General features: G+C 39.9%; 17 protein-coding genes. 14 read left to right on the top strand and 3 right to left on the bottom strand.

Translation table 11 applies throughout. The features are described 5' to 3' along the window. Positions 1–133: 133 nt before the first annotated feature. Together phnE and WN50_RS21675 are read left to right on the top strand one after the other, a co-directional pair. Positions 134–982, top strand: coding sequence for a phosphonate ABC transporter, permease protein PhnE (gene phnE / locus WN50_RS21680; protein ID WP_200906335.1), 849 nt, complete (start codon positions 134–136; stop codon positions 980–982). A 293-nt stretch (positions 983–1,275) separates the two neighbouring features. Further along, positions 1,276–1,782, top strand: coding sequence for a sterol desaturase family protein (locus tag WN50_RS21675; protein WP_152964895.1), 507 nt, complete (start codon positions 1,276–1,278; stop codon positions 1,780–1,782). A 53-nt stretch (positions 1,783–1,835) separates the two neighbouring features. On the opposite strand, the gene phnF is transcribed toward WN50_RS21675, so the two are convergent. After that, a complete protein-coding gene (gene phnF / locus WN50_RS21670; protein ID WP_046278427.1) occupies positions 1,836–2,552 on the bottom strand; it encodes a phosphonate metabolism transcriptional regulator PhnF in 717 nt (238 codons plus the stop codon). A gap of 119 nt (positions 2,553–2,671) precedes the next feature. Between phnF and phnG the strand changes: the two genes are divergently transcribed. The 7 genes from phnG (at position 2,672) to phnL (ending at position 8,323) form a co-directional block, all read left to right on the top strand. Beyond that, entirely contained in the window at positions 2,672–3,121 is a 450-nt protein-coding gene (gene phnG / locus WN50_RS21665) for a phosphonate C-P lyase system protein PhnG (protein ID WP_046278426.1), read from the top strand. Between the two features lie 66 nt (positions 3,122–3,187). Beyond that, positions 3,188–3,781 (top strand): phosphonate C-P lyase system protein PhnH, encoded by a 594-nt coding sequence (gene phnH, locus WN50_RS21660; protein WP_046278425.1) that lies wholly within the window; start codon positions 3,188–3,190, stop codon positions 3,779–3,781. Positions 3,782–3,799: 18 nt separating this feature from the next. Continuing rightward, positions 3,800–4,978 carry a carbon-phosphorus lyase complex subunit gene (locus WN50_RS21655; RefSeq protein ID WP_046278424.1) on the top strand — a complete coding sequence of 393 codons (1,179 nt, stop codon included), beginning with the start codon at positions 3,800–3,802 and terminating at the stop codon, positions 4,976–4,978. A gap of 29 nt (positions 4,979–5,007) precedes the next feature. Further along, positions 5,008–5,868, top strand: a complete 861-nt coding sequence (locus WN50_RS21650) for an alpha-D-ribose 1-methylphosphonate 5-phosphate C-P-lyase PhnJ (protein WP_046278423.1) — start codon at positions 5,008–5,010, stop codon at positions 5,866–5,868. A gap of 33 nt (positions 5,869–5,901) precedes the next feature. Beyond that, positions 5,902–6,564, top strand: a complete 663-nt coding sequence (locus WN50_RS21645; protein WP_046278422.1) for a glutathione S-transferase family protein — start codon at positions 5,902–5,904, stop codon at positions 6,562–6,564. Between the two features lie 142 nt (positions 6,565–6,706). Then, the gene (gene phnK / locus WN50_RS21640) at positions 6,707–7,486 is read left to right on the top strand and encodes a phosphonate C-P lyase system protein PhnK (protein ID WP_046280135.1); all 780 of its coding nucleotides are present in this window, start codon (positions 6,707–6,709) and stop codon (positions 7,484–7,486) included. A 108-nt stretch (positions 7,487–7,594) separates the two neighbouring features. Beyond that, complete coding sequence (phnL, locus tag WN50_RS21635; RefSeq protein ID WP_046280137.1) at positions 7,595–8,323, top strand: phosphonate C-P lyase system protein PhnL; 729 nt, start codon at positions 7,595–7,597, stop codon at positions 8,321–8,323. Positions 8,324–8,334: 11 nt separating this feature from the next. Here the strand turns inward: phnL and WN50_RS21630 are convergent, their stop codons facing one another. After that, positions 8,335–8,628, bottom strand: a complete 294-nt coding sequence (locus tag WN50_RS21630) for a Dabb family protein (protein WP_046280134.1) — start codon at positions 8,626–8,628, stop codon at positions 8,335–8,337. Between the two features lie 124 nt (positions 8,629–8,752). On the opposite strand from WN50_RS21630, the gene phnM reads away from it, so the two are divergent. The 4 genes from phnM (at position 8,753) to WN50_RS21610 (ending at position 11,859) form a co-directional block, all read left to right on the top strand. After that, positions 8,753–9,889: a phosphonate metabolism protein PhnM gene (gene phnM / locus WN50_RS21625; protein WP_046280133.1), complete on the top strand. Its 1,137-nt coding sequence runs from the start codon at positions 8,753–8,755 to the stop codon at positions 9,887–9,889. 26 nt (positions 9,890–9,915) lie between these two features. Beyond that, positions 9,916–10,452, top strand: coding sequence for a hypothetical protein (locus WN50_RS21620; protein WP_046280132.1), 537 nt, complete (start codon positions 9,916–9,918; stop codon positions 10,450–10,452). A 32-nt stretch (positions 10,453–10,484) separates the two neighbouring features. Further along, positions 10,485–11,051: a phosphonate degradation HD-domain oxygenase gene (locus WN50_RS21615; protein WP_235441068.1), complete on the top strand. Its 567-nt coding sequence runs from the start codon at positions 10,485–10,487 to the stop codon at positions 11,049–11,051. Between the two features lie 133 nt (positions 11,052–11,184). Next, positions 11,185–11,859, top strand: coding sequence for an HAD-IA family hydrolase (locus WN50_RS21610; RefSeq protein ID WP_046280130.1), 675 nt, complete (start codon positions 11,185–11,187; stop codon positions 11,857–11,859). 105 nt (positions 11,860–11,964) lie between these two features. Here the strand turns inward: WN50_RS21610 and WN50_RS21605 are convergent, their stop codons facing one another. Then, positions 11,965–12,579 (bottom strand): gamma-glutamylcyclotransferase, encoded by a 615-nt coding sequence (locus tag WN50_RS21605; RefSeq protein WP_046280129.1) that lies wholly within the window; start codon positions 12,577–12,579, stop codon positions 11,965–11,967. A gap of 372 nt (positions 12,580–12,951) precedes the next feature. Between WN50_RS21605 and WN50_RS21600 the strand changes: the two genes are divergently transcribed. Further along, a partial coding sequence (locus WN50_RS21600) for an AMIN domain-containing protein (protein ID WP_152964893.1) occupies positions 12,952–13,415 on the top strand: 464 nt, incomplete at its 3' end.

Here is a 13,415-nt window from a genome sequence, read left to right as displayed (position 1 = left end):
GGGTTGGGGGAGAGGTTCTAAGCAAATGTTTACCGACGAGCGAAACGGCTCTGGCAAATGTTCGGGGTCACGGGGGTGAGAGAGGGAGAGAAACGTTCATTTTTTGTATATTCAATCTCTGAATTTTTTGAACATGAAAAATAATCATAATAATTGGCCATCTACCTCTTCATCTGTTGAATTGTTGGCATCTCCAGCCGTGTTAGAAATGCTTGATCAAGAAAAAAAACGGGTGACAAATAACCGTATTTTCTTTTTGCTCGGAGCAATTGGTATACTCATTTTAACAGGGATTCAAAGTGAATTGAATTTCCCGGTTTTGTTGCAAAATAGCGGTAATATGGTTGAATATACTCGATCTTATTTTCCCCCGGATTTTTCGGATTGGCGATTATATTTAGAAGATACGATTATCACCATTTCGATGGGAATTTGGGGAACGTTAATGGCAGCAATTGCAGCAATTCCGCTCTCATTATTAGGCTCAGAAAATATTTTTCCGGTTTGGATAGTACAGCCAATTCGTCGGATATTAGATGCGATGCGAGCGATTAACGAAATCGTATTTGCGCTAATATTTGTAGTGGCTGTTGGTTTAGGGCCGTTTGCGGGAGTATTAGCGTTGTTTGTGAGTACGACAGGCACATTAGGAAAGTTATTTTCAGAAGTGGTAGAGTCGATAGATCCGGGGCCAGTCGAAGGAATTCGGGCGACAGGCGCTGAAAAAATTCAAGAGATTTTATTTGGTATACTTCCCCAAGTGATGCCCTTGTGGACTTCATATATTTTGTATCGGTTTGAGTCGAATGTTCGTGCAGCTTCGGTGCTGGGAATTGTCGGTGCGGGAGGAATTGGGGTATCACTTTATCAGAGTTTTCAAGCGTTTCAATATCAAAAAGTTTGCGCGATTTTAATCATTTTAATTGTGGCAACATCAACGATAGATTTTATCTCGTCTAAACTGCGAAACTGGTTAGTCTAAAATCAGTGAATATTGTATCAGGGTCTAATATCAAAGACAGAGGTGTTTGCTACAGATGATCGGGGGGAGATGGGGAACTGGGGAACCCGCCCCTACGCTGTTGCTTTTTTTTCAATTTCAGATCAGCTAAAGCTGAGAAGGGTTTAGAAAATTTCATCAAAAAATTAAACGAAATTTAACCCAAAAATTAATTGAGTTTAACCTAGATTGATTAAGGTCAACAATAGTTTGCCTTTTGCCTTTTGCCTTTTGCCTTTTGCCTTTTGCCTTTTGCCTATGGTGAGGAGTTTATTGTGGTTTTTCTCAAAATTTTCTGCGTTGCTCTTCTACTCATGCTGTTAGGAGACTTCATTTCAACGTTTTGCTATCACGTCCCTGAACATATTTTTGGTAGATTTCATGCTGTGGTTCACCATAGTCCGAACCGCAGTTTTGTCCGTTATGCTATTTTGACGAAGAAACCTTCTGCTTTGATCACTGGATTTTTTGGCGCATTTCCCTATTTGATGTTTATTCCGATATTAGGAATCATCTCACCAATCGGAACAATTTTAGGATTGATTTTGGCAGAATGCCATGTGGAGTGGAGACACGTTTCTCTCGAAAAATGGGAAACGCCAAACTCTGTTAAAAAAATTTGCCACATCTTATGGATTACAACTCCTGAAAGACATTGGGAACATCATCTCAATTCGAGAGTAGCCTACGGTGATATTTTTACATTTTATGATAAACCTGCTCAAGCTTGGTTTAGATTTTTGTTAAAATTTAAAAAGAAGTTGCGGACAAGATACAGCTAAAATATAGCTGCACTTTGCAACAAATTTTTTCCCTAAAAATTGAGACCGTTTGACTATTCTGGCTCAAACACTAATTCCATGCGATCGCCCCGAAATCGGGTGATACCATATTCTATAATACGATCATCTTGATCAACATTAATAGACTCAGTTAACAGGATGGGGTGATTGAGTGGTAATCTGAGTAAACTGGCATCTTGAGGTCGAACAACCCGAGCAGAAACCCGAGTACAACGTCGAAGATGATCGCAGCCATAGACCTCTCTGAGAAGCTGGGAAATCGACCACATTTTATGTTGGTAAGATAAAATATTTGGGAAGCGATGCAGTGGAAAATGACCCGTAGAAATGCTAATCGGTTGGTCATCAACAAAGCTCAAACGTTCGATTAATACGACTCCATCTCCAGGGGAAAGTTCTAGATGACTCGCCACCGATGAATTAGCAGGAATCTCAATCGCTCGCAACAGTTGAAAGCTCATTTCTAAGCCCTGAGCCTTCATCGCAGCATTGTAACGAACTCGTTTTCCAACGGGGTATCGAATCGGTATTCCTGCTACAAAGGTACCCCGACCTTGATCAACACGCAACAGCCCTTCACTTTTGAGCAAAGCAATCGCCCGTCGTACAGTATGACGGTTGACTCGAAAACGTTCGCTCAACTGATTTTCGGTTGGTAATTTGTCTCCAACCTGATAAGTCCCCTGATTGATATTTTGTCGCAACTCATGGGCGATTTGAGCGTATACAGGCATGGTATCACGGTTCATTCGAGATGCAATGTCGATGGTAAACCTTGTCAATTTTGACAAAGTTAGGTACTTTGTGACTAGCGTGTTGAATTGTCTAGATGAATTTTAGTTAAGTTGAATAATCCTCAAGTATTATTATGTCAAATCTTGTCGAACGACAGGCTTGGATGGCAATTTTAGCCAAAGCTTCGCCTTTGCAGTTGCAGGAAAAAATCAAAGCCCTGGAACCTCTGCCAGAATACAGTTTCTTGCGTCCGCCCGAAATCGGTTTAACCCTTGTTAGAGGCAGAGCCGGAGGTACAGGACAAGTCTTTAACCTGGGAGAAATGACATTAACTCGATGTGTGATTAAACTTAATCATCAACCGATGATAACAGGATTTGGTTATGTAGCGGGGCGCTCTCATCTTCATGCGGAATTAGCGGCTTTGGGTGATGGTTTGATGCAGCATCCTGACTGGTCTGAACGGGTTCAAAAAATCGTCATAGAACCTCTACAAGCTGAAGCCATTCGTCAACAACAAGTTAAACAGTCTCAAGCCGCAGCAACTCAAGTTAATTTCTTTACTTTAGCAAGAGGGGAATAAAGTTATTATTGATTAAACAATCAGATTTTAACACATCAAAAAAAATTAGTTTGTTTTAAACTTTTTATGGAAATCACACAATTTCCGGGATTAAAAGACCCAATACACGATGCTCAAATCACCTTTCGCGCTCTCCTGGATGCTTTATCTTTTCCCGGAAGAACTCAAGAGATTTTTGTTCAACTCACTCCTCCCCCTGGATTAACATTAGCTTGTGCTGCGGCTTGCTTAACTTTACTCGATTTAGAGACAACTGTTTGGCTGAGTTCAGATTTTGAACCAGAAGTAAAAAGCTGGTTAAAATTTCATACGGGTTGTCATTTTACCGAGCATCCGAAAGCCGCAAATTTTGCGATGATTCAAAAGCTTTGTCTTCTACCAGCCTTCTCTAATTTTAATTGGGGAACTGCTGAACAACCGGAACTTTCGACAACTTTATTGATTCAAGTTGAACCGTTAGAAAACAGGGAATCAGTGCGATTAGAGGGGCCGGGAATTTCCGAAAAAAGAGTGATAAAACTCCCCTTATCTTCGACATTTAGACAAGGATGGTTAGAAATTAATCGCAGTTATCCTTTAGGGATAGATGTGTTTTTCTTGGGTGAAAATACCGTTATCGGTTTACCCAGAACAACAACATTAAGCATTGAAAATCCATAAAAATCAGGAGTTCATCAAATGCCTTATGTAGCCGTTAAAGGTGGTCAGCAAGCGATAGAAAATGCAGAAGCCTTGTTAAAAGCATTGCGACGAGGGGATGCAAATACACCCGAATTAACGATAGAACAAATTAAACAACAACTCGCTTTAGCAGTTAACCGAGTGATGTGTGAAGGCAGTTTATATGACCCCGATTTAGCAGCTTTAGCGATTAAACAAGCTTGGGGAGATTTAGTAGAAGCGATCTTTTTAATTAGAGCTTATCGGACAACCTTACCTAGATTTTACCACAGCAAACCGTTAGATACAAATCAAATGCAAATTCAACGGCGAATTTCTTCAATTTTCAAAGATATTCCCGGTGGACAACAGTTAGGGCCGAGTTTTGATTATATTCATCGATTGTTAGATTTTAAGTTAGCAGCCGAAGGAAACATTCCCCCTGCACCAACAGCAACTCCAAAAAAAGAAGAAGTTACTGCTGTATTAGATTTGTTAGGAAAAGAAGGATTAATTCAAGCCGAACCGCCCGAAGAAAATCAACCCTTTGACATCACTCAGGAAGCGTTAAAATTCCCCGCAGGAAGAGATGAACGACTGCAAAATTTGGCTCGTGCAGATGAGGGATTTTTGCTGAGTTTAGCCTATTCTACACAACGAGGATATGGTCGAAATCATCCCTTTGCGGGAGAAATTCGGATGGGAGAAGTTGAAGTAATTATTTCTCCAGAAGAGTTAGGATTTGAAGTGGCAATTGCTGACATTACAGTAACAGAAGTTCAAATGGTGAATCAGTTCTCAGGAAGTCAAGAAATGTCACCTCAATTTACACGCGGATATGGATTAACCTTGGGGTATAATGAACGAAAAGCGATGTCAATGGCGTTGGTTGATAGAGCGATGAGAGCTAAAGAATTTGGAGAAGAAATTCAAGGGCCAGCCCAGGAGGAGGAGTTTGTTTTGTATCATTCTGATAATGTTCAAGCTCAGGGATTTGTGCAGCATTTAAAATTACCCCATTATGTCGATTTTCAGGCTGAGTTAAATTTAGTTAGACAGATGCGACAAGAACAAACTCAGGGTAATTCTTCCTCAGTTTCCGACCCTAATTTAATCAATCATTCTGTACCCAAAAATATACCCTCTGCTTCATCTCCTCAAAATTCATCCCCGTTAACCTCTCAACCCCATTCATAATTATTCTAGTTTTTTGAAGTAAAATTAACATGATTTCTGATTCTGAAAAGACATCTTACGAAGGCTTTAACTTTGCCTATCTAGACGAACAAACTAAACGTTCAATTCGTCGAACCATTTTAAAAGCGGTTGCCATTCCAGGTCATCAAATTCCCTTTTCTTCTAAAGAAATGCCGATGTCTTACGGTTGGGGAACGGGAGGAATTCAAGTGACTGCATCCGTTATCGGTAAAAATGATGTATTAAAAGTGATTGATCAAGGTTCAGATGATACGACAAATGCCGTTAATATTCGACGTTTTTTCGCTAAAGTTTGTGATGTTAAAACGACCGAAAAAACATCCGACGCCACTCTCATTCAAACTCGACATCGCATCCCTGAAACGCCCTTAAAAGAAGGTCAAATAATGGTTTATCAAGTTCCGATTCCTGAACCTTTGCGTTGGTTGGAACCCTCAGAAGTTCAAACTCAAAAAATGCACGCTTTGCAAGAATACGGTTCAATGTACGTTAAACTCTATGAAGATATTACCAAATATGGTTATATTTCTACCTCCTATGATTACCCCGTAATGGTTCATCATCACTATTTAATGAGTCCGAGTCCAATTCCTCGATTTGATAATCCTAAACTGCATAATTGTCCGGCTTTACAACTGTTTGGGGCGGGGCGAGAAAAGCGAATTTATGCTATTCCTCCCTATACTCAGGTGAAGAGTTTAGACTTTGAAGATCATCCGTTTTCTGTGGGAAAATGGGATAAAGTCTGTGAAATTTGTGGTTCAAAAGAGAGTTATCTAGATGAAGTGATCATGGATGACCAAGGAACAAGAATGTGGGTCTGTTCAGATAGTGATTATTGTCAGCAGCAACATCAAAAAAAGGTATAATTTAACCGACAAACTACAAAGAGGTTTTTAATCATGTTAAAACTTTATCATACTCCCCTCTCCTTTAACAGCCGTCGAGTTTGGGTAATGCTGTTAGAAAAGCAAGTTGAATTTGAAGAAATTATTCTCAGCTTACAAGGCGATCAATTTGATCCAGAGTTTTTAAAATTAAATCCATTTCATCATATCCCGACTCTCGTTGATGATGATTTTCCCTTAATTGAATCTCTCGCTATTTTAGACTATTTAGAAGCAAAATATCCCACCCCGAGTTTTACCCCCCAAGACGCTAAAGCGATTGGAATTATGCGAATGTTAGAATTGGTGACAGTTAATGAACTTTTACCGACAACTTTACCTCTCTTAAAACAGGTGGTGGGTTTACCTGCTGACCCCAACCAACCGTTAGAAGCAGTTGAGCAAAAAATTGCAACCATTTTCAATTTTTATCAAAACTATTTAGGTGACAATCCTTATTTAGTTGGTGAACAAATGACGCTGGCTGATATTGCGGTTGGGACTGTTATCCCCTCGTTAAAATATTTGAATGTTTCTTTAGATGAGTATCCTAAACTCAAAGCTTGGTGTGAACGCTTAATGTTACGAGACAGTTGGCAAAAAACTGAACCTAAACCCGAAGAGGTAGAAGCTTCCTACGCTCGAATTAAAGCTATTTTATCCCAAAAATCTCAATAAATAAATGAATTAATGTTGATCAAATTGTATCTAGCAACTCTGAAAAAACACGCATTGTAGGGGCGGGTTCACATAGATTTATCCTTCCCTCAAGCAACCTTACTAAACCCGCCCTACCCCTGATTTTAAATAGAGATACTGTATGAACAAAAATAAACCCTTGCTAACTGTGAAAAACCTAAATAAATATTACGGTTCAACTCAAGCTTGTCATAATATTTCATTCGATCTTTATCCAGGTCAAGTGTTAGGAATAGTCGGAGAATCCGGTTCAGGAAAATCAACTTTACTCAAAGCCCTTGCTGGATATTTACCCATTGATTCAGGAAAAGTTTCTTATCTAAACCGCCAAGAAGAATGGCTGAACTTTCAACAAATTTCTGAATCCTACCTTCGTCAATTAATGCGAACAGAATGGGGATTTGTACAACAAAATCCTCGGGATGGTTTACGCATGAATGTTACAGCAGGGGCGAATATTGGTGAACGTTTAATGGACATTGGTGTGCGAAATTATGGCAAAATTCGCCAAGAAGTTGGGGAGTGGTTACAACAGGTTGAAATTGACTGTCGTTGGATAGATGAACTTCCGACAACCTTTTCTGGGGGAATGCAGCAACGGCTTCAAATTGCCAGAGTTTTAGTGACAAAACCCCGTTTAATATTAATGGATGAACCCACAGGCGGATTAGATGTTTCTGTACAAGCAAGGCTGTTAGATTTATTACGTTGTTTGGTGAGAAATCTGAATTTAAGTGTTATTTTAGTGACTCACGATATTGGAGTTGTGCGGTTACTCGCTCATCGGTTATTTGTAATGAAAAATGGTAAGATTGTTGAGCGTGGATTAACTGATCAAGTGTTAGATGATCCGCAACATCCCTACACCCAACAGTTAGTTAGTGCGACTCTAACGCCTTAGCAATTCAGGGGGCGAGTTTATTTAGGTGGTTTGTCGGAAATATTCATAAATATGGAATCCGCCCCTACAGAATTTCCTATAGCAAACATTCAGCAATTTCATCTAAAAATGCAATTAAAACCACAAAAACTTCATTCTATTTCCAACTTTGATCATTCTACTCTCTTAAAAGCGGAGAACATTTCTAAAGGCTTTACTTTACACAATCAAGGGGGGATACAGCTATCGGTTTTAAAGATGGTTTCTCTCCAAGTTAACAAAGGAGAAGGAGTAGCTTTATCTGGAAAATCGGGATCAGGAAAATCTACTTTTATGCGATCGCTTTACGGAAATTACCGAGTTGATAGCGGTTCAATTTGGATCAAACATAACAAAAATTGGGTCGATTTAACCCAACTTGAACCCCATGAAATCATCGAAATTAGACAGACAACAATCGGTTATGTGAGTCAATTTTTACGGGTTATTCCTCGGGTTCCAGCGTTAGAAATTGCGGCTGAACCTTTGTTAGAATTAGGGGAAAATCAAGACACCGCTTATGAAAAAATTCAGCAGCTATTTATTCACCTGAATTTACCCGAACGACTTTGGAGTTTATCTCCGACTACTTTTTCAGGAGGAGAAAAACAACGGGTGAATATCGCTCGGGCGTTATCGGTAGATTATCCCATTTTACTCTTAGACGAACCGACATCTGCTTTAGATGAAAGCAACTCTCAAGCCGTAATTCAACTGTTAAAAGAACGTCAAGCAAAAGGTTGTGCTTTAATTGGAATATTTCACGATGAAGAAGTCAAAAATCAGCTTTGTACGCGAGAATTGACATTTAGTGATTAATGTTTCACCGATTAAACTTCATAATCAACCGCCAGAATATCTGCTAAAATAGGCTTAATTAAATTCTGCACAACCGCTTGATGTTCGGGATGCGGTGTATAAGCTTCTAAAGCAGATTTATCTGTGAATTTGACCACTAATCCATGCTGAAACCCCTGAGAACGTTCAGAGAAATTTTCACCACAGGATAAGTCAATAATACCCGGAATTTTAGCTTTCAATTCTTTTAGTCCCTCCATCGTCGATGCGATCGCTTCTGGAGTCGTGTCTTCTTTCCACTTAAACAAAACGACGTGTACAATCATTGAGTCAATGTCCCGATAATTCTTTGAAACTCCTTTAGAATTTTAGCAGAATTTTCGTTACAATATGAAGGTTTGATGAGCAAAAATCTCGATTAAGTTTAGATTAACTGACAATTAAGCAACCATGAATGAACAAGTCTACACCAATTATCGTCTACAACTTCCCGACCAAGAATTAAGAGGAACTTTAGTCGTTCGTGATGGCAAAATTGCAGACATTCAACCGGGAATCGTAAATATTGGCAAAAATGGTAACGGAGACTATTTAATGCCCGGATTAATTGAGCTACATACTGATAATCTAGAAAAATGTATGTCTCCTCGACCGAGTGTTAAATGGCCGTTAGAAGCGGCTGCAACCTACCATGATCGCGATTTAATTAGCGCAGGAATTACAACAGTTTGTGATGCCATTGGAGTTGGAGATATTAAACCCGGTTCCAACCGCATGAGCCATTTTAGGCCGATGATTGATATTATTTTAGAAGGACAAAAAGCCGGAAGATTTACCGCCGATCATCGCCTTCATTTACGCTGTGAACTCTCCTATGAACAGGTGTGTGATGTAGCCAGTGAATATAGTGATCATCCGTTACTTTCCCTCATTTCTGTGATGGATCATACGCCCGGTCAGCGACAATTTGTAGATGTGAAAAGATACACTGAATATTATATGGGAAAATATGGATTTTCAGCCCAAGAGATGGAAAATTTTGTCAAAATGCGTCGGGATTTGCAACAGAAATATGCCGATAAAAACCGAAAATCGATTACCAAACTCACCCAAGAAAAAAATATTTCTCTAGCAACTCACGACGATGCAACCGTTGAACATATTCAAGAAGCGGTTGAAAATGGCGCTGAAATAGCCGAATTTCCAACAACATTAGATGCAGCGAAAACTGCTCATCAATCTGGTTTAAAAGTGTTAATGGGTTCGCCTAATTTAGTGTTAGGCGGTTCCCATTCCGGTAATATTTCAGCAATGGAACTCATTCAAAAAGATCTCGTTGATATTCTCTCCTCTGATTATGTGCCTCATAGTCTGCTACAATCTATTTTTATTATTGCGAACAAGCTCGGAAAACCGATTTATGAAGCCCTACGTTTAGTTACGAGTAACCCCGCCAAAGCTATTAATTTGTTTCACGAAAGAGGCAGTTTAGAAGTGGGGAAACAAGCGGATTTAATCACCGTTCACGATGATGGAGTTGTTCCCAGAATTACTTCGGTAATTCGTAAAGGTAAACGAGTTGCATAATAGCTTAAAATCAAAATAAACAAGAAATGATGAACGCTGAACAATTTATTATCTATGCTTGTCCAGTGGGCGAACTCGGTCAACAAATTAACCTCTATTTCCAAAAAAGTAAAGAACTCTGTGGAGAAAATACTGCCCATCACTATATGCCTCATTGTTCCCTAACAGGTTTTTTTAACGCCGATCAAACAACCATTCATCACTACTTAAATACTCTAGACAAAGCCTATCATCAATCTCAAGATATCTCTCTAGACATAAAAATTGTCCAGATGATGTTCAAACCAAACTGGCATGGTTTAGAATTAAAAGCATCGGGTTTAAAACATCTGATTGCTCACTTTGCCGAAATCATGAACAGTCAACCCATTGAGGAAAAGATTCGACTAAAAGAATGGCTTCATGTTAGTTTTGCCTATAACTTTCAACCCCAACACCATGATTCCCTCAAAAAACTCGCCAAAAAAATCATTGATCCTCAAGCATCAACACAATGGGAATTACGATTTTATCACAAATATCCCGACTGGACTTGGACTTGTTTAAAATCTTGGTTGTTGTAATTCAATTTAGCTAAATTTATTCATTTCAATTTATGATGAAACCGAGCATTAATGAAATTATAGAAATTCTCCAAACTCGCGGCAATACCCAATATGGTGAAGAAGCCGTTAGCCAACTCGAACACGCCTTACAATGTGCGGCTTTAGCACAGTCAAATGATGCTTCTCCTGAACTGATAACCGCTTGTTTATTGCATGACTTCGGACATCTCATTCATGACTGGGGAGAAGATGCTGCAACCCGAGGAATTGATGATCGCCATGAATATTGTGCCTTACCTTTTTTAAGCTTATTATTTAGTTCAGCCATCACCGAACCCATTCGTCTTCATGTGGCAGCTAAACGTTATCTTTGTGCAGCAAATTCTCAGTATTTTTTAACATTATCCCCTGCTTCTCAACACAGTTTAAACCTGCAAGGCGGGATTTTGTCGCCGGAGGAAGCAACCAAATTTATTAATCATCCCTACGCTAATGATGCTGTTAAACTGCGAATTTGGGATGATCAAGCCAAACACCTAAATTATCCCACTCCGAGTTTAGAAGACTTCATTCCCACCCTTCAGGCTTGTCTAAAGTCCTCAAATCAGGGAGAATAGAGAAAAGGCTCTAAACTCTGTAAAAGTTCCTAAAATTTAGTCTAATGTTCCGGGTTTGACTAGATTGAAGGAGAAGAGAGATAAACCAACAGATTTCCGTCAAATCACCCTTTAGTTCTCAGTGCTTTTATCAATGAAAACCTTTCCAAAAATTACGCATCTCATTTACGATTTAGATGGTTTACTGTTAGACACAGAACCCCTTCATGCGAAAGTTAACCAAATGCTAGCAAGTCGCTATGATAAATTTATTGATCCTTCTTTAATGTGTAAATTGCGGGGACGAAAATCCCATGATTCGGCAAAACTAATTATTGAAATGCTGGAAATTCCCTTAACAGTTGAAGCGTATTTAGCCGAAAAAGATGCTATAATTTATCAATATTATGCAAATGTTCCACCCTTAGAAGGTGCAGTAGAACTCACCCAACATTTAGCCGCTCATCACATTCCACAAGCCATTGCCACCAGTTCCAGCAGTCGTCCTTATGCGGCAAAAATCCAAAGTTATCAGCAATGGTTTTCCATTTTTCAATGTGTCATTCAAGGTGATGATCCCGAACTCAAACAAGGCAAACCAGCACCCGATATTTTCTTAATCGCCGCCCAACGTTTAGGCGCAAAACCCGAAAATTGTTTAGTCTTTGAAGATGCGTTAGCGGGAGTAACGGCGGCTAAAGCAGCAGGAATGTCTGTAGTAGCAGTTCCGGCGGCTGATATGGATAAACAACTCTATCTCGAAGCGGATCAAATTCTTAATTCTTTAAGTGAATTTCAACCGCAACAATGGCAACTCCCCAATTTATAATTAGCCTATGTTGAAAAAAATGTGGGGTCAGTTTCTTTTGATAGATTGGAATAGTTATGTAGAGACATTCCATACAACATCTCTACAATTTTTACAGTGGCTAATTTAGGCCGAACGTAACCAAGGAGATTGAATTTTAAATTGCTGTTCTTGGAGTTTGTGCATATGTTCAAACAATTTCCAGCAATATTCGGGAGTCAGTCCACAAGTCACCGCACCGCGTAGAACTACGTTAAAATACCAATCATTTGGAGCGAGTTCTTCCGGTAACTTATGAATCACCGTATAGGTGCGAACATTGCTGTATAATTGACCCGAACAATCAACTTCTATCAGTTCAGGTTGATAGCCCCCAACGTGAACTCCTTGATCAATATCAAAACGAACTTCTTCGCGTTCATCTAGTAAAGGACTCATCCGCCAAGGAAGCTGATAAAGAACCCCTTCCACATAAGAATTAGAATCTTTAACCACATCAAGCGCCCCACAATTTCGACGCTGCGATCGCCGATAAAAACCAAGTCGATATCCTGAAAGAATCGCCGGGCCAATCACATATTGATAAGTTGATTCTCCCATAGTACGCTGTAAGTCTACCGGACACATACAGGAACCATAAGCAAAATAATAGAACGTCTCTTCGGTTTGAGGTGGGAGTGGTTTTGTTTGACCACAAAACTCAAATCGATTTGTTAATCTCGGCTTAGGATTGACACTCAACTTGACCTCCTTCTACAATCGACCCAACAATCTCTAGAAAAAAATTTGCTCGACTCTGCTGATTTTCCCTAGAACTAGCCGTAGGGTAAAAACAAATCATTGATCGAACAGTCAAGCAATCATTGCTCAATGCAGATATTGATCGAGTTCAGATATCTATCTTGAGGAACTTGTGTTATTCTTACAAGTCTACCCTTCAGCATACGATTTCGATAGAGGATCAGGAGATTCAATTGATACAGATTTATTTTCCACCCAGGCTATCCTCAACAGAACACCTCCGTCATAGGGCATAATCTGTGCTATGATTCTCTAGCCTATGGCTAAGTACCGATAGCTTAAGGTTCGCTCGACTTCCTCACTGTGTTACGCATGGGAAAAACACTATTGCTGCGCTGGATATTCCCCAGTTTAGTCAGTCTATTTTTACTCGTCTCTCCAGGTGAAGCAGCTCAACTGCAATTCTGGCGATTTGAGACTTCCGAGAATCGACTCTCCTTTACGACTCAAGGTGGAGTACAACCTACGGCTTCTCTACTCTCCAACCCAACTCGTTTAGTGATCGATTTACCCGGGACCACATTGGGAAACGTGACTCGTAAGCAGTCTGTTGGGGGAGCCATTCGAGAAATTCGTCTGGGTCAGTTTGATGATCAAACCGCTCGTATCGTCGTCGAACTCGCCGATGGATATACCCTCGATCCGCAGATGGTACAGTTTCGAGGTGTTTCTCCCAGTGAGTGGACCGTACAACTTCCCCAACCGCAAGCGATTGGTAGCCCTAGATCAACACCGACACCCATCCCCAATCCTTCCGTTAACGTTCAGCGACAGAC

The sequence above is a fragment of the Limnoraphis robusta CS-951 genome, from assembly GCF_000972705.2.
Note: the sequence above shows the minus strand (reverse complement) of the source record. Positions and strands in the feature narration are given on the sequence as shown.

Bases quoted from the DNA above. Each gene is read 5' to 3' on its own strand.
- WN50_RS21615 (WP_235441068.1), top strand. From the start codon at position 10,485: ATGATGAAACCGAGCATTAATGAAATTATAGAAATTCTCCAAACTCGC.
- WN50_RS21655 (WP_046278424.1), top strand. From the start codon at position 3,800: ATGCCTTATGTAGCCGTTAAAGGTGGTCAGCAAGCGATAGAAAATGCA.
- phnL (WP_046280137.1), top strand. From the start codon at position 7,595: ATGCAATTAAAACCACAAAAACTTCATTCTATTTCCAACTTTGATCAT.
- phnE (WP_200906335.1), top strand. From the start codon at position 134: ATGAAAAATAATCATAATAATTGGCCATCTACCTCTTCATCTGTTGAA.
- WN50_RS21650 (WP_046278423.1), top strand. From the start codon at position 5,008: ATGATTTCTGATTCTGAAAAGACATCTTACGAAGGCTTTAACTTTGCC.
- WN50_RS21620 (WP_046280132.1), top strand. From the start codon at position 9,916: ATGATGAACGCTGAACAATTTATTATCTATGCTTGTCCAGTGGGCGAA.
- phnF (WP_046278427.1), bottom strand. From the start codon at position 2,552: ATGAACCGTGATACCATGCCTGTATACGCTCAAATCGCCCATGAGTTG.
- WN50_RS21645 (WP_046278422.1), top strand. From the start codon at position 5,902: ATGTTAAAACTTTATCATACTCCCCTCTCCTTTAACAGCCGTCGAGTT.
- phnM (WP_046280133.1), top strand. From the start codon at position 8,753: ATGAATGAACAAGTCTACACCAATTATCGTCTACAACTTCCCGACCAA.
- WN50_RS21610 (WP_046280130.1), top strand. From the start codon at position 11,185: ATGAAAACCTTTCCAAAAATTACGCATCTCATTTACGATTTAGATGGT.
- phnH (WP_046278425.1), top strand. From the start codon at position 3,188: ATGGAAATCACACAATTTCCGGGATTAAAAGACCCAATACACGATGCT.
- phnG (WP_046278426.1), top strand. From the start codon at position 2,672: ATGTCAAATCTTGTCGAACGACAGGCTTGGATGGCAATTTTAGCCAAA.
- phnK (WP_046280135.1), top strand. From the start codon at position 6,707: ATGAACAAAAATAAACCCTTGCTAACTGTGAAAAACCTAAATAAATAT.
- WN50_RS21630 (WP_046280134.1), bottom strand. From the start codon at position 8,628: ATGATTGTACACGTCGTTTTGTTTAAGTGGAAAGAAGACACGACTCCA.